Source organism: Nannocystis sp. (genome assembly GCF_016714285.1).
Classification (GTDB): Bacteria; Myxococcota_A; Polyangia; order Nannocystales; family Nannocystaceae; genus Nannocystis.
Genome location: NZ_JADJNN010000010.1, coordinates 90,667 through 110,977, shown reverse-complemented (window position 1 = coordinate 110,977; position 20,311 = coordinate 90,667). Strand labels below are relative to the sequence as shown.

Sequence of the window (20,311 nt, the reverse complement as noted above, 5' to 3'; positions counted from 1 at the left end):
TGCATTTCGCACGAGCGTGGCAGCATCGACTCCGCGGGCCGATCGCGTGCGCCCTCGCGGCCGCCCTGGCTGCCCCGTCGCAGAACGTCTCCGCTAAGGATGCGGCGGGGGCGACGTTGTCAGGGACCACAGGTTCCGCGGACGGCCCGGGCGCCGCGCAGCCGCAGGGGCCGACCTCGCCGTCGTCCGGCGCGCCCGCGGACGGCCCGGACGCCGCGCAAGCGGCAGGATCCGGGGGGCTACCGGATAATGGGGCGCCGACGCCCGCGGAGGTGGCGAACGATTCGACCCCCGCCAAGCGGATGGCCGCCGGCAAGGCGCTCTACGCGAGGCGGCAATACGTAGAGGCTGCCCGTATGTACGCTCGGGTCGATACCCCCGGCGCCCTCTACAACGCCGCCATGTCCCGCGCCGCCGCCGGGCACGACGCGCACGCGCTGCTGCTGTGGACGAGGTACCTGGGGGTCGCTCCGAAGGACGGCGCGCCGAGGTCGAGGAGAGCATCGCCGCGGCCGAAAGGCGCACCGTCGCGGTCCAGTTCGCGCGGACGAACGACGCCGACGGCCCGCGGACCTTGACCCTGCGGGACGTGCAACACCTCGCCGCCGACGAGCTCCGCGTGGCCTGGCCCCAAGGCCAGGCGACCCTCGAAGTGTCGCTGGACCCCGGGCGCTGGACCGCCACGCTCGCGGGAGCGAGCGACGGACCGCGAAGCCTCACCGTCGTGGTGGCGAAGGGCGACAAGCCGCGCGTCGACCTCGCGCCCGATGTCGCGGCGTCGCCTGTGCGGCTGCGACTGAACCCCGCGCGGGCGCTGCGTCGCGGCGTCACGGTGATGTGGTCCGGCCCGCGCGCCGTCGCCGAGCGCCGCGTGACGAGCACCGAGAGCTCGCGGTGGGAGCTCGCCCCCGGGCGCTGGCGAGTCGCGGCCAGCGCGCCAGGCTATGAAGCCAGCGAGCGCGCGGTCGAGGTGACGGAGCGCCCCGTCGAGCTGGCGATCCAGCTGAGACGCGATCGCGAGTCGCGGGCCCGCCTGGGCCTCGGCCTCGGCCTCGGCGTCGCCGCGCTCGGCCTCGCGGCGGGAGGCGGTGCGCTGCTCGCCGGGGCGGAACGGAGGACCGATGAGATCCCGAACGACCCCGGGCATCGACTGACCACCGATGAAGTCGCCCTCGTCTCGGACCTGCGGAGGTACCACGCAGCCGGCTTTATCGTGCTATCGGCGAGCGCCGGGACCGCCGTTGCGGCGCTGACGGGCGGGCTGGCACGAGGCAACAAAGCCCTCGCTACCCAGGCGGGACTGGGATTTGTCCTCGCCGTCATCGGCGCCGCGTCGCTGGGCACCACCGTCGCCCGCGACGAGCTCAACAGCATTTCGTCAGGGAATGGAGATGGCCTCAGCCGGGGCGACCTGGACGCGGGCCTCGAGCGAGCTGCGCCGTGGTCCGTCCTGACAGGCATGGGCCTCGGTCTGGGACTACCCGCGGGTGTGGCGCTCGTTACGCGGCGCTCCCTCAATCGCCAGACACGCAGCCGCCAGGCGATTGCGGTCTCAAGAGATACGATCGGTGTGACCATTCAAGGAGTCTTCTGAACATGGCTAGCAATTCGACGCCCTACAGTTCGACCTCGCGCATGACTCGCTCCGCGTCCATCGTCGGCGCCACGGGTATCTGGGCTAGCCTCGGCGGTGGTTGCTGGCACCAGTTTACGCCCGGGACCTGCAACGACGGAGTCTACAATCCTGAAGTCGAAGACTGCGACAATGGCGCGGACAACCAGGACCCGGCAACCGCAAAGCCTGGCGAATGCACATGGGAATGCACGTGGGCGCCTGGACCTCGCTGCGGCGACAAGAAAACCGACGATGGAGAAGACTGCGATGATGGGATCGAGGGCGGCGAATGGTGCACAAAAGAGTGTCGGCGAATTGTAGGGTGCGGGAACAAGCATCAGGATCCTGGGGAAGAGTGCGACGATCCCGGGGGGAACCAAGCAGTCGAAGATGCCATGCCAGGCGACTGCGTGGAGATGCTCTGCAAGAAGGCGAACTGTGGCAACGGACTTCAGGAAGGCGACGAGCAGTGCGACGATGTCAACGGTAACAAAAGCCTCGCGGAAGCGCGGGAGGGTGACTGCACGGATGAATGCAAATACGCCGCGTGCGGCGACGGTGAACTCAACGAGGATGAAGATTGCGACGACGGCAATTTCGATGACGCCGACGGATGTCCGGCAGATTGTTCGTGCGCGGACAGGTGTGGAAACAGCGTAACTGACCACGAGTGCGGCGAGACCTGCGACCGAGGGCCTCAGGGCGACAAAACGTGCTCGAAATTCTGTCAGGAGCATCGATGTGGCGACGGCGTGATGGGGCCCGGCGAGCAATGCGACGGAGGTGCCATGGTAGATCCCGCCATCTGCACGGCTCAGTGCCAGTCTCCGACCTCGCCGGGGGCCTGCGGGAACGGTACGGTCGACGCGGACGAGGACTGCGACGACGGCAACATGGTGACTACCGATGGCTGCGTCGGTTGCAAGAAGGCGTTTTGCGGCGACGGTTTCGTGCGGACAGGAACCGAGGAGTGCGATGATGGGAAGAACGATGGCAGCTATGGCAGTTGCTCGGTGGACTGCACGGAGAAGGGCCCGCACTGTGGAGACAAAGTGGTGAATATGCCGGAGGAGCAGTGCGAGATCGATGCGCCGGACTGTCTCAACTGTTGGCTCCCCAGGGTGGTCTTTGTCACGACGACGACGAAGAGTGGGAACCTAGGCGGGCTCATGGCTGCCGACGCTTTGTGCCAGAGCGAGTGGGACTCCGCTAACGCGAATACGCTGAGGAAATTCAACGCGTGGCTGTCGGCTGGCACAACGTCGGCGGCCAAGCGACTGGCGAGTACGGCGTTCAAGGGCTACTACGTGCTCCCTGACGGAACAAAGGTGGCAAACGGATGGGCCGGCTTGACGACCGAGAATCTCCTCGTGGCGATCACTAAACATGCGGATGGCACATCTCTGGAAACCATGAACAACGGCCCGTGGGCCTGGACGAATACGACGGAGATGGGGGAGGTTTTCCGGGGTAATGAGGACTGTGGCGGATGGACCAAGAATACGAAGACCGGACGAGCGGGGAAAGTCGCCGGGACGGGCCCTGGATGGTCGAGTTCGACCTCATCGCAGTGCTCGCCCCCTAGCCAAAATCACCTCTACTGCATCCAGGTGCAGCCGTAGGCCCCCTCGACAGCCGACACCGCCCCCGACCTCCCATGACCATCCCGCCCCGCCTCGACGGCCGTTACGAGCTGCGCGCCCGCATCGGGCGCGGCGGGATGGCGGAGGTGTTCGAGGCGTGGGACCACCGGCTCGCGCGCGAGGTCGCGGTCAAGCTGCTCAATGCGGACTGCTCGCGCGACTCGGGGATGCCCGCGCGTTTCAGGCAGGAGAGCCACGCGCTCGCGCAGCTCAATCACCCGAACATCGTCACCCTGTTCGACTCCGGCGAGACGCCGGATCGGCGGTTTTATCTCGTCATGGAGCGCTTGCAGGGTCAGCCCTTCGACGCGACGCTGCGCGGGCTGCGGTCGCGGGGCGAAGTCCTCGGCTGGCGGCGCCTGGTGGCGATCTTGCGGCCGGTCGGCGCCGCGCTGCAGGCGGCGCACGGGCGGCAGATCGTCCACCGCGACATCAAGCCGAGCAATATTTTTCTGCACCGGCCGGGCGGTGGGGACGAGGGCGACGAGTTCGTCAAGATCCTCGACTTCGGCATCGTCAAGATGCTCAGCGGGGCTGAGCGTCGGCCGGGGGCGAATGTCAACACGCTGACGAGCCAGGGGATCTTTGTCGGCACCCCGCACTACGCGGCCCCCGAGGCCGTGGAGCCGCAGATCTTCGGCCCGGTCGGGGTGGGCGCCGATGTTTATGCGCTGGGTGTGATCATGTATCAATGCCTGGCGGGCGCGCTGCCATTCGAGGGCGAAGCCCGCGCCCGCGCGGTGTACCGCACCGCCTACGAAGATCCGCCGCCGCTGCGGGTGCGTGCGCCCGAGCTGATGATCGCCCCCGCGATCGAGGCGGTGGTGATGCGCGCGCTCGCGCGACGACCCGAGGATCGGTACCCGTCCGTGCGAGCCCTGCTCGCGGCGATCCACGACGTCCCGGATGAACCAACGGCGCCGCGCGCCGTCGTCGCGCCGCGCTCGGTGGCAGGGAACATCGACGCGACGACGCAGATCCGCCCGACCGCCAAGAAGAAGCGCGCCACGCTGGCGTGGGGCGCGGCGAAAGCTATCGAACACGTACCCGTCGCGCGTCCGGCTCGTCGCGGCGCGGCCGCGTTCGACCCGGTCGCAATGCGCGTAGAAGCGCCGACGAAGCCGCTTGCGACGCCTGGAGCTGCGGCGAGCGGTCCGCGAGCGGCCCAAAGTTCGATCGCGGCGGGGGCATCCTCGGTGATGAGATCGGCCGCGCCGGTCGAGCCTCCGCTGTCGCGGCCGACCCAGCCGCAGCTACCTCCATACTCGCCGTATCACCCGTCCACGTCGGAGTCCGAGCGATTCGCGCACACCCCCCTCGTGGTCGCGGACACGTCCGCGGCGACCCGCGCCGCCATCACCCCGGAGCACAGGGCCGCGGGCGTGAGCGTGGGGGTCGTGATCGCCGTGCTCGCGCTGGTTGCGGTGATCGGCGGCGCGTGGTGGTTCATGCCCGTCGCCCCGCAGCGGCCCCCGGAGGTCGAACGGCGCCCGAGCGGCCCGCCGGTGGCCCGACCCCCCGCGGAAAGATAGCGACCCGGGCCACACCCAGGCGAGGATCTCAGTTGCCGGGTGGGGGCTGCAGCGCTTCCGCGGGACCTGTTCGCAACAAACGCTGCACGATCTCGTATGCACGTTCGTTAATACCACCGAGCGTACGAATCCGTGCTTTCGATACCCCCAACAAGGCGAACAGGTACCAGATGTCGCCGCGTCGACCCACGGACATATGGACATCGAACGGCGGTTGATCGGTGCCCACAGCGCCCTCCGACGCGACCTCGCGCCGCTCCCAGGCCGCCTCCAGTCCTCCGAACGGAGACATGACACGAATCGGTGATCGGCTGACCGTCAGCCCACGCTGCATGAGCGTCTTGATATGGCGCTCCATGAGATCTTCGGGTCCTGTCACGTCGCGCGTGCACACAACTGTGATCTGCCCCACGGGCTCGCCACGGTACTCGTGGAGCAGCTCCACGACGTGTTCGCCGGGGCGAGGCTCGACAGCCCGCTCGGACCATGATTGGGGGTAATGAATCACGAAGTCGCCGGGCGACGCGGCGCTCGCGGTCCGCAGGCGTTCGGCGAACGGCCACCCGGACGGCTGGAGAAGCCGACAGGAGCCAATGATCAGCAGAAGATCATCGGCCACGCGCGCGTAGTCCGACTCACGCGCGCGCGCCTCTACGAATAGGATCCTGGCGCCGTCGTGGCCGCCGTCTTTGAGCGTGAACCACCTCGATATGATAGGTCCGATCGGGGATGGTCTTCGGGTGAGCGCGTCGAGTCGGTCCCCGGCCTGTGGGGTGTCGATCCGTCGACGCCTGAGCACCTCGATGCTGCGCTCCGCGAAGAACTCCTCAAGCCAGTCGGCCGCGCTGATCTCGCGGGCGACCATGCTCGCGTACACCTCGGCCTCGGGGCCGCTCGCCCTCGTCTCATCGTGGAATTGTGCGAGCGACCATACCGGCGGCGACGGTTCGACTGGCGCGGTGGCCCCCGCCGTGGGACGCCATCGAGGCGGCAACAACAGGGCGAAGTGCCAATCAGGCGTGCCGACAGTGTAATGAAATTGCCGAGCCTCTTCGGGGACCACTTTGAGTGTGGTCGGCATGATCGGTTCGCTCGGGTCGCTCGGTTCGGTGGACATATGAACCTTGGTGGTTAATCGCCAATGAGCACAGTCAGCTCACCGGTGGCCAGAATCACCGGCCCTGGCTTCGGCGTGGCACGTTTGGCGGGTACCCGCTCGAAGTATACCTTGAGGTCGAACTTCAGACCGAGGAGCCACGCGATCCCGCCGCTCACACCGAGCTGTACTCGCCGCTTCTTCGGGTTATAGGTGGCCTCATAACCAGCGTCGGCGCCTGCGCTCACGAGGTCACCCCCCACGGTCGCATCGACGCCCATCATGAACTCGCCGAAGAACGGGACCTCGCGCGCCAGCGACGGCGGCACGAACGGAAGCAGCGTCGAGATCACCGGCATCTGAGCGTACCCGTGGAGTTCACCGCTCAACACGGACGCCTTGGCCCCACCCATCTGGCGAATGCCATACTCCCCCGTGTCGGAGTTATAACCGGACCAATTCTCGACCTCCGCTTTGGCGTAGAACATGCGACCGGTGGCATCAAGGCCGAGCAGCGAGCCGTCGCCGTCCGAGACGATGCCGCCGATCGTACCCGCCGCGAGGGCGCCCTCGGCCCTTGCTGACCCGCCCGTGCCGTTTTCAGGGCTCACCGTATGGGCGTGCCCCTTCACGCTGAATAAATCCATGCCGAAGGTTCCCCCGGCGCTGGGGTTTCCGGAGTACGGATCGACCTCTTCTTTGAACAGGATGTTCGCGGCCGCGGCATCGAAGTCGACCGTGTCGTATTTGCCGTCACCATCGGTATCTCGCGCCTTTCCCTCGATATGGGGGCCGACGACGTTGTCCTCAGACAGCGCCTGCTCCGCCGAGCGATCCTTGGCGTCGGTGGTCAAGTTGAAGCCCTTCGGCGGTGCGGCGACCACTCCAGGGACGCCTGTGGCGACCTTCGACAGGTTCGGCGCGGCCAGATCGCCCATGCGTGCCGCCTCTGCGCCGCCGATCCATACCGTCTGAGAGAACGAAACGATCGACATCACGCCCAATGGATCAACGACGATGTCGCCGCGACGTGCCGCAGGCGCGCCCCCTATCAGCACAAAGAAGTCGCCGGTGGTCACGACTCCGTTGGTCGTCGTGCGATCGCTAATACGCGCGGATGGCCTTTCACCGATAGCAGGAGCGACGATCTGCTTGACACGTTCGATGTTGCTCGTCGGCAACACCTTCCCCTCGAACCCAGAAGGGTTGAGGCCGGCTTTTTCGAGCGCTTTCCAGGTGAAGTCGATACAACTGTTGGAGAGCCCCTGTAATATAGGTCGAATCCGCCCGCGGCGGATCATCGCCGAAGCTCTTGAGGGCGTCGTACTGCGCTTGAGTGATCTCTATTGTGCGCGAGTAGGCGGTCGTCGTATAATTGGCTGAGTCCGAGTCGTATACCTGGCCCGGGCCCCACGGCCTACCTTCGTGCTCCTCATCAGGGGCGAAGCCATAGCTGGTCGACTTTCCGTTGCTATCCGTGATCTCGTACCACATGTGCCCGGGGAGGGATCTACCACCATCTTTCAGTTTTGTACCGCTTTCGGCGATATGGACTGTGACGTTTGGCATAGGGTCTCAATATCTGTCGATCATGGATCTTGGGGAGAAGGCAGCCTGTCGATTCTGGCGACTTTGCCGTCGTGGAATTCGACCCTGAATAACGTGCCGGGCTCGTTTGGAAACTGGGTGTCGTTCTTGAACGTCATCCAGATCTGGCTGCTATCTGGCGCGATGGACTGCTGCCACATGACCCGGAGCGGATCGGAGTGGGCCGGCCAACGGCTGGTGTCGGCGATGACTTTGAATGCAAAGGCACCGCCAGCAAGCTTCGATTCGAAGGGCGTCATGCCCGCGACGATGACCCCGTTGAGGATTGGTGAACGGTGCACTTCGGGAAACAGCTCTGGATGCTCCTTGAACATGCTTCGCGCGTAGGCTTCCCTCTCTTCCGGTGACATTATATGGTCTCCTCTGGGAACCGGAGGAGGCCATGGAGGAAGGTGATTGTCAAGTGCTGAAGGATCGAGCAAGACGCCGCGGAACGGTTCCTTGAATTCTCAAGGCGCTCCGGCTCGGCATCGATCTCGATGAGTCTCGCTTGAGTGAAGGTGCTGTAGTCACATTCGTAGACCGCGTGATCGATCGGATTCAGGTTCACGCGCGCGGCTCCGGGAGCTCGGCGAGCAGGGTCGCCGCGGCGCTGGTGTCGAGGCGGGCCAGGCGGTGCAGCGCGCGGCGCCAGGCGGGGACGTCGCGGGCGCGGTGGTGGGCGCGGATGAGGCCGGTCAGCGTGCGGGTGCTGAGCGAGGGATCCCAGCCATCGAGGTCGCGGCGCTCGAGGTCGTCGGCGAGGGCGGCGAAGAGGTGGGTGGCGAGCGACAGGTCTTGCTCGTCGCAGAGCTCGGCGAGGCCCAGGCGTCGGAGGTGGCGCTGGTGCTCGCCGCGGGCGGCGTCGATGTGGCGCTGGGCGTCGGCGAGGGCGTCGCTGCGGGAGTCGCCGCGCAGGCGCGGGCGCAGCTCGGTCCAGAACTCGGGGGCGTCGGCGGCAGCGGTCGGGGTGCTGGCGGCGGGGCGCGGGAGAACCTCGCTGGCGAGCCAGCGCTGGGTGTCGGGGTCGGCGAGCGGCTGGCCGTCGCGGTCGCGCAGGCTGGCGAGGCCGGGGAGGCGGGCGAGCAGGGAGCGCAGCTCGACGCGGACGGCGTCGGCGGCGGCGGTGTAGTCGGGGCCCAGGCCGGCGAGCGCGGCGGCGGTGTGGCGCTGGAGGTCGAGGGCGAGGCGGCGGGTGGCGAGGAGGTTCTCGCTGCGCGCGAGCAGGCCGGCCCAGCGCGAGGCGGCGGCGAGCTCGGCGAGCTGGGCGTGGTCGCGGGCGTCGAGGCCAGGGAGCGCGGTGTTTCCGTCAGGGCGCAACGGCGGGGCGGCGACGAGGTGCAGCCACAGGCCGGTGCGCAGCAGTCGATAAGCACGGGGGTCGGTGGGCGCGGCCTCTCGGAGCGAGCGAGCCGCTTGCTCGAGCGCCTCGCCGGTCGCGCCGAGGAACTTGTCGAGGTCGGCGGAGTCGGCCACGACGGCGGGGAGGGGCGCGAGCGGGGCGCGGGTGGGGGCGCAGGCGGCGCTGAGGTCGGCCGACGAGGGGGCGAGCTGGGCGCTGGGTCGGGCGTGAGGGGGGACTGCGCGCTGGGGTCGGCCGACCGGGGTCGACGGGGCGCCGGGGGCGCGAGCCCGAGCTGCTCGCTGCGTTCGGCGAGGATGTCGCGGAGCGGTCGGAGGCTCGGGGCGTCCTCGCCGAGTCGAGCGCGCAGGACCACCGCGAGGCGCTCCCCGAGGGCGCGGAGGGTGGCGAGGAGCGGGGCGTCGAGGCTGGCGGTCGTGTCGCGCAGCGCGGCGGCGGCGTGCTTGATCAGCCATTCGCTCTGGTCGCGGACGGAGCGGAGCTTGCGGGGGAAGATCGCCTCGCCGAAGCTCTCGAACAGGCCGACGACGATGGTGAGGCCGAGGGCGAGTCCGGAGGGGCCGACGCGATGGGCGCGGGCGAGGGTGAACCAGGCTGCGGCGCGCAGGTCCTTGCTAGTGCGCAGGAGGACGGCGTCACTCCCCGCCTCGACACGCGCCCAGTCGACCGCGCCACCGCTGGGACTGGCGAGCTTGGCGAGCTCGTCCTGGGCGTCGATGAAGCCCTCGCGCCCGGCCGGGTCGACGCCGCAGGGGCTCGACGGGTCGATCGGTGCGAGCCAGGCGGCGGCGGCGGCGATGAAGCGCTGCTCGGGCGGCTCCGACGCCGCCGGCACGGAGGCGAGGGCGAGCTGGGGCGGCGGCGCGGCGACGGGGACCTCGGCGGAGGTCGCGAAGACCGATGCGGCGTCGGGGACCTCGGCGGAGGTCGCGGCGATCGGCGGAGCGTCGGGTCCGGCGAGCTCGCGGAGGCGCTGCAGGGCTTGCATGAGCGGACCGAAGCTGGGGGCGAGGTCGGCGAGGGCCTCGCGCGCGGCGCCGCGGAGCTCGCGGGCCGCGAGCTCGAGGCCGGCGGCGTGGGCGGGCGGGAGGGTCTGGGCGACGTGCAGGACGCGAGCCAGGAGCCACTCGACGGCGCTGGCGCGACCGCGAGGCTTGGCGGGGGTGAGCAGGGCCGGCGGAGCGCGCAGCAGGCGGGCGAGGGCGTGGACGCCGGCCTGCAGACCGTCATGGTCGTGGAGGTGGTGATGGGCGAGGGCGAGGTAGGCGATGACGCCCAGGTCCTTGCCGACCTCGCGGGTGAGCGCGTCGGCGAGGGCGCTGATGCGTCGCCAGTCGACCTCGCCGCCGGCGAGCGAGCTCAGCTTGTCGAGCTCCTGGCGGAGGTCGTGGTAGCGGTCGTCGGAGGTGACGGCTCGCGGGGCATTCGGGACGGAGACGAGGGCGTCGATGCGGGCGAGCAGTTGCGGCGAGGGGGCGAGCGCCGGGTCCGGGTGCTTGTCGGGGCTGTCCATGCGCGCGGTCCTTCGGGTCAGGCGGCGCCCTCGGCCGCGGGGCGGTCGAGCTTGCCGAACAGGGAGAGGGTGAACGAGGCGCTGTTGTGGGTGAGGTGGGGCTGGAGCTGCAGGCGACAGCGATACCAGCCGGTCTGGCCCGCGACCTCCTCGACGAGGACGGAGGCGCGCCGCAGGGGGCGACGGGCGCGGACCTCCCACTGGGCGTCATCCTGATCGGAGACGAACTGGCGCAGCCACAGCTCGAGCTCTCGCTCGAGCGCAGAGCGGTCGCTCCACGTGCCGATCCGTTCGCGCTGGACGCACTTCAAATAGTGCGCGAGACGGGAGACGAGGAAGATGTAGGGGAGCTGGGCGCCGAGGCGCTCGCCGGCGAGTGCGGCCCGCTCCTGATCGGTGCTGGTGAAGACGGTGCGCGGGCGCTGTAAGGAGGCGGCGGAGACGAGGCGGGCGCACCCGCTGCTGCGCTCGTAGACGAGGCCGATGAGGCCGCCGTCGGCGAGGGCCTGCTCGACGCGGGCGGTCAGCAAGCACTCGAGGGGGACGCGGTGCCACAGGCCCTGGAGCGACGGGTAGTCCCAGCGGAGCTGGATGACGTCGAGGCGGCGCGCGAGCCGAGGAGGTGCACGCACCAGCGGTGACGGGCGAAGGAGCCGGCGGCGAGGGCGGCGAAGACGTAGGAGGGTCGACCCCACAGGAGCTCGCGGTGGTGCTGAACGGTCTCGCGGTACGGCAGCGGGGCGCGGGGGTCGGCGTGCAGGTCATGGGCCGGGCGGAGCAGGACGCGCGGGAGGCAGAGGCCGAGGTAGCGGGCGTCCTCGGTGGCGCGCAAGGCGTCCCAGGCGCGCAGGCGTGGGCCGGACAGAGCGGCGGCGAAGTCTCGCAGGCGCGGGAGAGCGGTGAAGTCGGGGAGGTGGAACAGGGCGGGGTCGACGTTGGCGATGAAGGGGGCGTGGGCCATCGCCGCGATGGCGCTGCACTGGCGCAGGAGGCTCACGTCCTCGGCGCCGGGGCCGAAGTCGAAGTCGGCGCACAGGAGGCCGTAGGGGTGCGCGCCGTAGGTGCCGATCGCGCGGGCGTAGACGATCTGGTAGAGGCCGGAGCGCGGGAGCTCGGCGGCCTCGGCGAAGTCGTCCTGCAGGTCCTGCTTGCGGCAGTGGAGGATCTCGACGCGGATGTTCTCGTCGAAGTCGATGCGCTCCATCATGAGCGCGAGGCTGCGCCAGGTCGCCTCGAGGGCCTGGACCCGCGGGTCGTGCAAGATCACGTCGAGCTGGGCGGCGATGCGACGGTCGCAGTCGGCGACGATGAGGTCGAGCATGACGGCGTCGATGAGGCTCGCGGGGGTGTCGACGGCGATGCTTCGCAGGACGGAGACCACGCCGAGGCGCGCGCGCGGGTGGTCGTCCTGCGGACAGTCGTGCAGCAGCTCGTCGCAGAGCGGGGTCACGGGGGGCACGTGAAGCCGACCTCGGCGAAGAGGGTGTGCGGCGGGGCGTTGAAGCCGGCGGCGCGGAAGGGGGCGAGGAAGCGCTGGTCCGGGCCGAAGCCGCGGAAGATGTCGCCGCCGCGGGTCGGAGCCGGGGTGACGACCATGTCGAGGTTGCCGAGGTTGAAGCGCTTGAAGTCGTAGACGACGGCGAAGCTGTCCTGTCCGGGACGCCGCCGGGGTTGGCCGTCCTCGAGCATGCGAAACAGGGCGAAGTCGTCGTAGTACGGCTTGTGGTCGTTGCGGCCGCTGTCGCCCTTGACCTCGAGGAGGGCGCGGCGCTTGTCGGCGGACTTGCCCGGCCAGTGGATCTTTCGGCTGGGATCATTGCTGCACAGGTAGAGGTGCTCGGCCTCATCGACGGAGAGGATGACCTTGGAGATGGTCCGTTCGCAGCGCATCAGGATGTCCATGTCGACGCCGATCTCGGCGTCGCGGTGGAGCAGGAGGCCGAGCTTGTGGGCGGCGTCCAGCAGATCGACGACACCGCGGTTGATGTGGAGAGGAGCGTCGCTGCCATTGTTCCGGACCTCGATGTTGTTGGCGCGCTCGTCGACGTAGGCGCCCAGCTTGTCGCGGCGAAACTTGGCGATCGAGCCGGTCTCGGGGTGAAGGAGGTGCTTGATGTCGTCGAGCCGGACGTCGGCGCGGGCCTCGGGCGCGAAGGGGTAGCGGCCGGCGATGGTCTGCTCGATCGGGCGGACGACGGCGGCGCACCACTCTTCGTTGAGGGCGCCGACGATCACTGTGCTGGCGAGGATTCCGATACCGTCGATAGGCGGCGCTAGCAGTTCCTCGACACGCTTCTCCCAGTCACCCCCGAGGTTGGCGCCCTGAACCTGCTCGTGGAGGGTGCTGCGTGCGCGCTGGATGGCGACCTCACCGGCGCTCTGGGCCTCGTTGATCGGGTTGCCCTTGGCCTTCTCGAGGGCGGCCGCAGCCCGACGAGCAGCAGTTGGTAGGTGGCCAGGCGGGCCTGACCGCCGGGCTGCGGCGGGATCGCGAAGGCGGTGAGTCGCGCGAAGCGGGCGGCGATGTCGGTGGAGTTGCGGGCGTTCGGGTCCGCGGCGGTGCGGGCACGAGCACGCTGGGGGAGCAGGGCTTGCGCCTCGCTGCAGATGATCGGCGGGAGCTTCTGGGTGTTGTCGTGGATCGCCCGGAAGACGTGGCGCAAGGGCTCGTGGGTGGTGAGGTCGCTGATGATGGCGACGGCCTCGGACCAGGTGGCGGGGCTGTCCAGGCGGAGACGCTCGAAGAAGGCGAGCCAGGCCTGGATGTAGCGCTCGGCATAGAGATGACGAAGGGCCTCGCAGCGCTCCTGGTAGCTGGCGCCGGCGGTGTAGTCAGCGAGCACCCAGTCTTCGCCGCCGCCCCGCTGGCGCAGGTCGGCGAGGGCGCGCTGGAAGGCGACCCAGCCGGGGCGGGTGAAGCTTGGGCTGAGGTCCTGGTCACCGTGGATTCGGACGGCGTTGGTGAGCTCCTGGAGGTGCACGCGGGGGAGGTTGCTGCGGTCGATCTTGGCGAGCAGCTTGTCGACCAGGGCCCGGTTCTGCGGGGTGCGCAGCAAGATCTCGCGGACGCTGGCGACGAGCTGGGCGTCGCGGGTGACGGCACGACCGCCGCCCGCGCGAGCACACACGTCGTCGCCGGGGATCGGGGCGGCGGAGGCCTGGACGAGCTGGAGCTGCGCCTGCAAGATCGTCGCGCGCCGGGTGGTCGTCGGCGCCGTTGTCGAGGTCCTTCCAGGTGGCGAGCAGCTGGTCGCGCCACAGCTCGCGGTCGGTGCTCCACAGGTGAGGCTCCTGGGGGTCGGGGGCGTCGGATAGGAGGAGGTACTGGCGGAGGTGGTCGAAGATTCCCTGGTGCTCGCCGCGGCTGGCGAGGCCGCCTCCCCCATAGCGAGCGACGAACTGACGCAGCGGCTGGGCGCTGCGCTCGGCGGCCGGGGCGAGCACGCCGCGACAGAACGCGCCCGTGAAGGCGTTCGCGGTGGCGGTTGCCAGCTCGTCGCCGCGGAACAGGCCCCAGCCGAAGCCCTCAGGGGCCGTCTCGCGCCAGGTCAGGGCGGCGAGGCGGAGGTCGTCGAGGGCCGTGAGTGCGGAGAGCTCGGCGCGGGAGGAGACGGCGCTGGCGCTGTCGAGGGTGCGCTGCATGAGCTCGTGGTTGGCCTGGGCGGAGCCGGTCATGCCGCGGATGCTGACCGTCGTGAGCCCGACGGCGGTGAGGGCGGCGGTCGCGGCGAAGGTGAAGTGCCGCCGGTGGAGGGCGCGCAGGCGGTCGGCGTATTGGCTGTCGCGGGGGAGCTCGTCGGTGAAGAGGGCGGTGGTGAAGGCGGGCGCGATGGCGACGCCGACGTCGACGGGCGGGAGGCTGCTGCCGAGCCGCTGGGCGAGCGCGGCCATCCACTCGTCGACGGGGGCGACGGGGTCGGGCTGGGCGCAGGTGAAGTAGACGCCCCGCAGACGAAGCGGGTCGCCGCCGGGCAGGGGCAGGCCGGCGAGGCGGCCGGCGGCGGTGGCGGCCTGTTCGGCGAGGCGATCGAGCTGCTGCCAGAGGCCATAGAGGCGGGCTTGCTTGCCGTCGCCGGGCTCGGCGCGGGCGACGAGGGCGTGGCAGCGCTGACGGGTCCAGTCGAGGAGGCCATCGGGCGCGGTGAGCCGCTCGCGCACGGCGGCCTGGACCGAGACCTTGCCCTCGCGCGGCGGCAAAGTGACGCCGAGGACGCCGCTGGTGGACGGGAGACCGGCGGTGAGCTCGGCGAGACCGGCGATGCGATCGAGCTGGGTGACGACGAGGTCGACGGGGACCTGGGCGGCGAGCGGGAGGGCGACGAGGTTGTACTGCTGACGGACCGCGTCGAGGGCGGCGAGCGTGGCATCGGTGTTGCTGAGCAGAAGGTCGGCGCGGACGGCCAGCAGCACGCCGCAGATCGGTCGGCGCGGGCGGGCGCGACGAATGCTACGCAGCAGCTCGGCGAGCGCGAGGGTGGCCTCGGGTCGCAGGTGGTAGTTGGCGGGGATCTCGATGAAGGCCGCGTCGGCGGCGAGGAAGAAGCGCGGCTCGCCGGGCTCGCCAGCTTCAACCTCACGGAGACCTGGCGCAGCGCCGAGCAGCGCCGACTTGCCGTGCGCCTCGGGCCCGAGGACCAGCCACCAGGGCGCCCCGCGGCGCTCGCGGTAGCGCAGGCGCGGCGGCTCCTGGACGGCCTTCAGCGCGCGCACGAAGCCGCGGAGGCGACGACGGAGGATCTGCCGCTGCTGGCGGGCGAGCAGCTTGGCGGCCTTGGCTGCGTCGGCCTCGGGGGAGCGGCCGCCACTACCCGAGCCGCCGGAGCCGAAACGCTGCATCGCGTCGACGACGAGGCGAATGGCGATGACGGAGGCCCCGATGGCGATGGCGATCGTGGCGTAGATCTGCGGCAGCCCCAGCTGATAGACGGCGCCGACGACGAGGCCGACGAGTACAGCGATCAGACCGGCGAAGGCGGCGAAGTTGCGCATAGGAGCTCAGAAGGGGAAGGTCAGCAGTTCGCCGAGCCGCAGGCGCAGCGCGGAGGCGTCAGCCACGAGGACCAGGTGATAAGTGAGGAGCATGGCGACGGCGAACAGCACGGAGAGGCCGCCGATCCACAGCAGAGGGGCGTGCAGCGAGCGCTGCTGCGGCCAGGGGGCTGGTACGGCGACGGGGAGCTCGACCGGGACCGCGAGGGAGCGCCGCAGCTTGTCGTTGAGACGGGCCCGCATCGCCTCGTAGCCCTCGATGTCGTGGGCCTCGTACTTGCCGCGAAAGCCGAAGGCGAGGCACACGGCGTAGGCTTCGAGCACGGCGGCCTCGGGCTCGCTGGCGACGCGGCTGTCGATGGTCTGGGCGAGCTCGGCGAAGAAGGTGTGGCCGGCGATCGTGGTGCCGTTGAAGTGCTTCTGCTGCAGCAGGGGCGGCTGTCCGGGCGGCGGCGGCGCGGCGTAGTTGATGCGCGAGCCGGGGCGCTGGGTGATCTCGTCGGCGGTGGCGATGAGCGCGAGACGGACGCGGTTCATGTGCTCGGGGGTGAAGCCGAGGGTTCGGGCGCGATCGTCGTACTTCACGCGGACGACGGCAGCCTCGATCGCCTGGCGAACGGCGTGCGGGTCGAGGCCGCCGATCCGCACGCTGCGCTCGAGCAGGAAGATCAGCGAGAAGGCGTCGGCGACGCGCTCGCGCAGCCAGCGGGTTGCCTGCACGTCAGGGCTCCTTGCGGGGGATCGCCACGAGGCGCACGCGGGCCCGCTGGGGGTCGTAGGGCGCGCGCAGGAAGAAGGCGATCTTGCGGTCGGCGACCAGCTCCTGCCACAGCTGGTCGCTGGTATCGAGGATGAAGTAGACCTGGTTGGGCTGCATGGGGATCTCCGGGGGCGGCCGGAAGGTCGCGCGGATCGGCACGCCAAGAGCCTGCAAGCGCACGATCGCGGCGATCCGCTTCCACGACGAGATCTTGGCGATATCCGGGATCTCGGCCGAGGCGATGACGAGGTCGCCCTCGACCTCGACGATCATCACGAAGGTCGTACAGTGCAGCAGGCGCTCGTCGCGGAACTCGCCGAGCCACGAACTGGCCTCGTGGATGCGCAGCGGAACCTCGATGTACACCGGGTCGAACTCCTTGCTGAGCAAGCGGCGGAGCTCGGAGAACAGCGGCGTGAAGGTGGCACGAAGATCGCTGTACTGAAAGGAGGGGAGGTCGGCGGGGTCGCCCTCGCTCGAGACCGTCATGAGAGCGCCGGCGAGTTCCGTCAGCGCGAGGTACAGCGGGAGCGGGTGCGTCTCCGGGGTGTCGCTGCAGTGCTTGAGCGGGGCGAGGCTGCGGTCGAGCGCGTGCAGGAACAGGACCTTCTCGAGCTCGCGGATCGTCAGGTCGATCTTGGCGCTGCTGCGGCCGCGCCGCTCCTCGGCGAGCTTGCGCCGGCGGGTCATGCCGCGGCTGAGGATGTCCTGCAGCTCGGCGACGAGGTTGGGCGCGGCCGAGATGGCGAGCGCCGGCGGGATGAAGCCCTCGGCGAGGGTGAAGCCGCCGGCCTGGTCGCGCACGATCTCGCCGATCTTGAGGATGGCGTGGTCCTTGTGCGGCTCGCCGTCGAACAGGAGCACCAGGGCGGGCTCGCTGACCTGCAGCTCGCGCTCATTGCGGGCAAGGGTGAGGTCGAAGACGCGGCGCACGACGCCGCGAAAGCGCTGGGCGGCCGAGGCGTCGCTCAAGAGCGCGTAGTTGGCGACGCCCTCGCGCATCAGCGGCAGGCCGAGGTGAACGCCGAGGGCTTCGAGCTTGGCGGGGAAGTGCGGGGCGATGGCGCGGCTCGGGGGACGTAGCGGGCTGAGGGCGTCGAAGCTGATCGGGGTGCCGTCGGGCAGGACGCCGCGGAAGCTGCTCAGCTGCAGGGTGCCGGCCTTGAGCGCCGAAGCGTCGAACAACACGCTGGTGACGCCCCATGGGGCGGCGGAGAGCGCCTGCAAGCGCGCTTGCAGGTGCTGCTCATGATAGAGGTCCTGCTGCTGCATGTGCTGGGGGCACATCAACATGCCCTCGCTCCACAGCGGCCTTGATGCGGTGGCGATCGTCATTGGTTCATCTTCCGGGTAGGCGCGGAGCCTGGGGCATCGTCGGACCGCGCGGTGCCTGCGGCAGCTGCGGGGCCTGCGGGGTCTGGGGCAGCTGAGGGGCCTGCGGGGTCTGCGGCAGTTGCGGGGCCTGGGGGGTCTGCGGCAGCTGCGGCGTCTGCGGCACGTCTGGGATGCGCCACGATCGCTTCTTCTTTTTCTTCGGCTTCTTGCCGGGCGGCGCGACGACCGGGGCGCAGGTGATCTCGAAGGCCTTGACGTCGAACCCGGCAGGCGGGAAGCGACCGCCTGAGATCTCGTTGCGCTCGAAGGCGAGGAAAACGCAGGGATCGAGCGGCGTCTTGCCGCGTCGCTTGGCCTCGCAGCGCTGGGCGGGGAGGTCGGCCGGGAGCGTGTAGGCCTGATACCAGGCGTCGGCGATCGGCTCGCGGAATAAACCGACGGTGACGACGTGCCTGGTGCTCGGGTCGAGCACGAGCTGCCAGAGCTTGCGTCGGTCGGCATAGATGTCCTTCTCGTGCACCTTCACGAGGGCCTCGCCGAACACCTTCTCGGCCTCGCTGCGCACCGCGTCGAACTCGAGCTGCTCGAGGTCGATGTCACTCTTGAGCTCGTAGATGCGGAGGTTGGTCGGCCACGACTTGCCGTCGTCGTCGGGGTTGAGGACGGGGTCGGAGATGGCGAGGAGCTGCACGCCGACGGGTTCGGCCGTGCACTCACCGCGCGGCCTGCAGGCGGACAGGGCGACGAGCGAGGCTGAGAACAAGAGCAGGGTGCGCAGCACGGGGACCTCAGCGGAGCAGGTGGATCTCGACGTCGGTCGGGTTGATCCCGGCGGTGTCAGCGTTCCAGGTGAAGAGTTCAGCGAGTTCACCGCGAGCGCCAGGGCGCGCCTCGGCGATCGTGTGGACGACCGAGCCACCAGCGGTGGCACGGCGGATGCCGATGAAGACGTCGAGGCCGGTGGTGACGACGGAACGCGCGGCCTGCAGGTCGGACCAGCCGCTCGCCGCCGCGAACATGGCGGCGAGACGGGTGATCGCGGCGTCGGCAGAGCGGGCTCGCAGGGTGGCGATCGTGCCGCCGCCGGGGTGACGCAGGCCGTCGCACAGGTCGCTCGCGTCGCCGGGCTCGACCTCCTCGACGACGAGCCAGTCGGGGTCGAGGCGACACGCCGAGGCCAGGGCCCCCGGAACGTTCGCCCGCGAGGACGAGGAGGTCGCCGGTATCCCACGCGCCGACGCGACGGACGACCGCGACGTTGCGATCGGCGGGACGGGCGGCGATCAGGGCGCGGGTCAGCGGTGACAGGTCGGCCGGGGCGTCGCCGTGGAGCAGGAATGTGCGGCCGCGACGGACGCACTCGCCGAGCAGGTCGGCCGCGGCTTGTGGGAGCACGCGCTCGCCGACGAGTTCGGTGAGGCCGGGTGGGCAAGTGCGCCGGGCTCGGGTGACATGGATGATCGGTCCGCCGGGAGCGAGATCGCAGTCGAGCGCGAGCAACGAGGTGCCCTCGCAGGGCGCGGCCTCGAGGCGCCCGTGCTCACCGAGGCTCTGGCCGGTCCACCGCTCGATCGCGGCGTGAACCGCTTCGACGCAGGAGAAGCGGGCCGCCGCGAGCTCCTGGACTCACCGCGGCGGACCTGGATCGCCGCGGTGCCGCGGACGCTGAGGGCGGTGACGTGGACATCGTCGAGGATGTCGTCGAGCGGGCCGAGGCCGCACAGCTCGCGCGCGAGTCGCTCGGGCCAGGGCGCTCCGGCAGGCAGCTCTTGCAGGCGCGCGGCGATGAGGCGGCGGGCGGCCTCGGTCGCGCGCGGGAGATCGGCGCGTCCGAGGCTGGCGGCCTGACCCCAGCGCGCCGCACCGTGCTGGGCGGCGAGCTCGCGGTAGACCAGCGCGAGGGGTGAGCTCTCGGGCGCGGACGAACCGGAACGAGGTTGAGCTCAGGTGCTGTTGTGTTGGGATCTGGCACGGCCTGTCTGGTGGCGTCGGGGGAGCCGAGCTCGCACTGGATCGTGTAGGCGTCGATCTCGATCACGTCGCTCGCCGCGAGCCGACGAGGGCCCTGCACGCGCTCGCCGTTGACGAAGGTGCCGTGACGCGAGCGGTCGATCACGGTCACGCCCCCGTCGCCGACGAGGATCTGGGCGTGGCTGCGGGACACGCCCTTGCTGGCCAGCACGATGTCGTTGGGGGCGCCCTCGGCGTCGCGCTCGCGGCCGATGCGGATCACGGACTGGTCGAAGCGCAGGTTGTTGACCGCCTCGCCGTGGAGGAGCACGCGGACATCGAGGGTCGCGTTCATGAGGACAACAGACCGCGGAATCGTCGGCCTGACAATATGCAAGTCCAGTTGGGTTTGACGGCGCTGCACGCTGCGGCTACCACCGATAGCGATGACGCGGCGGACAGCGCTATGGATGGTCCTGTGGGCGACGCTGGCAAGCGTCGGCGGTTGCACCCGGCGTCAGAGCCTGACGGCGGTCGAGTTGGCGCGGGTCGAGGAGAGCGCGGCGCTGTCCGGAGCTGCGGGTGTACCTGAGCCGCAGGCTGCGGTCGTATTACCCGCAGCTGAATGACCCCGAGGACTATGACGTGTCGGGCCGCAAGATCAAGGTCCGCGGCGCCCTGCGACCGCACCTGCAGACGCTGCGGCGCGGAACACCGGGCAAGGTGCTGGCGGAGAACAAGCTGGGGGGTATGCGGGTGTTCTGGGTCAGCTTCTCGAACTCTTGCACGATCCCGGCGTGCACCTACGGGTTTGTGCAGACCGAGTACGATCGATGGACGCTGGTGGCGGTCCCGCGGATCGAGCAGTATAAAGAGCCCCTTTCGTATCGTCGCAACCGACTGCGGCGTAACCGCCTCCGGATGGGCC

Annotated in this window: 16 protein-coding genes and 3 pseudogenes; 4 read left to right on the top strand and 15 right to left on the bottom strand. The window is 69.8% G+C overall.

Translation table 11 applies throughout. From position 1 onward, the window contains the following. Positions 1-445 precede the first annotated feature (445 nt). Genes IPJ59_RS18690 through IPJ59_RS18680 form a run of 3 tightly spaced genes read left to right on the top strand, consistent with a single transcriptional unit; the run spans position 446 to position 4,790 of the window. A complete protein-coding gene (locus tag IPJ59_RS18690) occupies positions 446-1,594 on the top strand; it encodes a hypothetical protein (RefSeq protein WP_293272738.1) in 1,149 nt (382 codons plus the stop codon). Between the two features lie 41 nt (positions 1,595-1,635). Further along, a complete protein-coding gene (locus IPJ59_RS18685; protein ID WP_293272737.1) occupies positions 1,636-3,237 on the top strand; it encodes a hypothetical protein in 1,602 nt (533 codons plus the stop codon). Between the two features lie 35 nt (positions 3,238-3,272). Further along, on the top strand, positions 3,273-4,790 hold the full coding sequence (locus IPJ59_RS18680; RefSeq protein WP_293272736.1) for a serine/threonine-protein kinase: 1,518 nt from the start codon (positions 3,273-3,275) through the stop codon (positions 4,788-4,790). A 28-nt stretch (positions 4,791-4,818) separates the two neighbouring features. Here the strand turns inward: IPJ59_RS18680 and IPJ59_RS18675 are convergent, their stop codons facing one another. The 14 genes and pseudogenes from IPJ59_RS18675 to IPJ59_RS18615 all read right to left on the bottom strand — a co-directional run bounded on the left by IPJ59_RS18675 (position 4,819) and on the right by IPJ59_RS18615 (position 18,452). After that, positions 4,819-5,907: a hypothetical protein gene (locus IPJ59_RS18675; RefSeq protein WP_293272735.1), complete on the bottom strand. Its 1,089-nt coding sequence runs from the start codon at positions 5,905-5,907 to the stop codon at positions 4,819-4,821. A gap of 14 nt (positions 5,908-5,921) precedes the next feature. Then, positions 5,922-7,187, bottom strand: coding sequence for a PAAR domain-containing protein (locus IPJ59_RS18670; RefSeq protein ID WP_293272734.1), 1,266 nt, complete (start codon positions 7,185-7,187; stop codon positions 5,922-5,924). Positions 7,188-7,475: 288 nt separating this feature from the next. After that, positions 7,476-7,808 carry a hypothetical protein gene (locus IPJ59_RS18665; protein WP_293272733.1) on the bottom strand — a complete coding sequence of 111 codons (333 nt, stop codon included), beginning with the start codon at positions 7,806-7,808 and terminating at the stop codon, positions 7,476-7,478. Positions 7,809-8,040: 232 nt separating this feature from the next. Beyond that, on the bottom strand, positions 8,041-8,949 hold the full coding sequence (locus IPJ59_RS18660; protein WP_293272732.1) for a type VI secretion system domain-containing protein: 909 nt from the start codon (positions 8,947-8,949) through the stop codon (positions 8,041-8,043). Between the two features lie 380 nt (positions 8,950-9,329). Then, a pseudogene (locus IPJ59_RS37930) lies at positions 9,330-10,349 on the bottom strand (type VI secretion system ImpA family N-terminal domain-containing protein); the annotation flags it as partial. 17 nt (positions 10,350-10,366) lie between these two features. Then, a complete protein-coding gene (locus tag IPJ59_RS18655) occupies positions 10,367-10,879 on the bottom strand; it encodes a hypothetical protein (RefSeq protein ID WP_293272731.1) in 513 nt (170 codons plus the stop codon). After that, positions 10,873-11,799, bottom strand: a complete 927-nt coding sequence (locus IPJ59_RS18650) for a type VI secretion system contractile sheath domain-containing protein (RefSeq protein ID WP_293272730.1) — start codon at positions 11,797-11,799, stop codon at positions 10,873-10,875. Before IPJ59_RS18650 ends, IPJ59_RS18655 begins: the two co-directional genes overlap by 7 nt. After that, a complete protein-coding gene (locus IPJ59_RS18645) occupies positions 11,796-12,584 on the bottom strand; it encodes a type VI secretion IcmF C-terminal domain-containing protein (RefSeq protein ID WP_293272729.1) in 789 nt (262 codons plus the stop codon). Before IPJ59_RS18645 ends, IPJ59_RS18650 begins: the two co-directional genes overlap by 4 nt. A gap of 38 nt (positions 12,585-12,622) precedes the next feature. Further along, positions 12,623-13,735: an ImcF-related family protein gene (locus IPJ59_RS18640; RefSeq protein ID WP_463673369.1), complete on the bottom strand. Its 1,113-nt coding sequence runs from the start codon at positions 13,733-13,735 to the stop codon at positions 12,623-12,625. 355 nt (positions 13,736-14,090) lie between these two features. Then, positions 14,091-15,185: pseudogene (locus tag IPJ59_RS18635) on the bottom strand (type VI secretion system protein); the annotation flags it as partial. Between the two features lie 159 nt (positions 15,186-15,344). After that, entirely contained in the window at positions 15,345-16,058 is a 714-nt protein-coding gene (locus IPJ59_RS18630) for a DotU family type IV/VI secretion system protein (protein WP_293272727.1), read from the bottom strand. Position 16,059: 1 nt separating this feature from the next. Then, positions 16,060-17,433: a type VI secretion system baseplate subunit TssK gene (gene tssK / locus IPJ59_RS18625; RefSeq protein WP_293272726.1), complete on the bottom strand. Its 1,374-nt coding sequence runs from the start codon at positions 17,431-17,433 to the stop codon at positions 16,060-16,062. 4 nt (positions 17,434-17,437) lie between these two features. Next, the gene (gene tssJ, locus IPJ59_RS18620; protein ID WP_293272725.1) at positions 17,438-18,214 is read right to left on the bottom strand and encodes a type VI secretion system lipoprotein TssJ; all 777 of its coding nucleotides are present in this window, start codon (positions 18,212-18,214) and stop codon (positions 17,438-17,440) included. Between the two features lie 7 nt (positions 18,215-18,221). After that, positions 18,222-18,452 carry a hypothetical protein gene (locus tag IPJ59_RS18615; protein ID WP_293272724.1) on the bottom strand — a complete coding sequence of 77 codons (231 nt, stop codon included), beginning with the start codon at positions 18,450-18,452 and terminating at the stop codon, positions 18,222-18,224. 660 nt (positions 18,453-19,112) lie between these two features. Here IPJ59_RS18615 and IPJ59_RS18610 point away from each other — a divergent pair. Beyond that, entirely contained in the window at positions 19,113-19,340 is a 228-nt protein-coding gene (locus IPJ59_RS18610) for a hypothetical protein (protein WP_293272723.1), read from the top strand. 131 nt (positions 19,341-19,471) lie between these two features. On the opposite strand, the pseudogene IPJ59_RS37925 reads toward IPJ59_RS18610, so the two are convergent. Further along, a pseudogene (locus IPJ59_RS37925) lies at positions 19,472-19,738 on the bottom strand (FHA domain-containing protein); the annotation flags it as partial. Between the last annotated feature and the right edge of the window lie 573 nt (positions 19,739-20,311).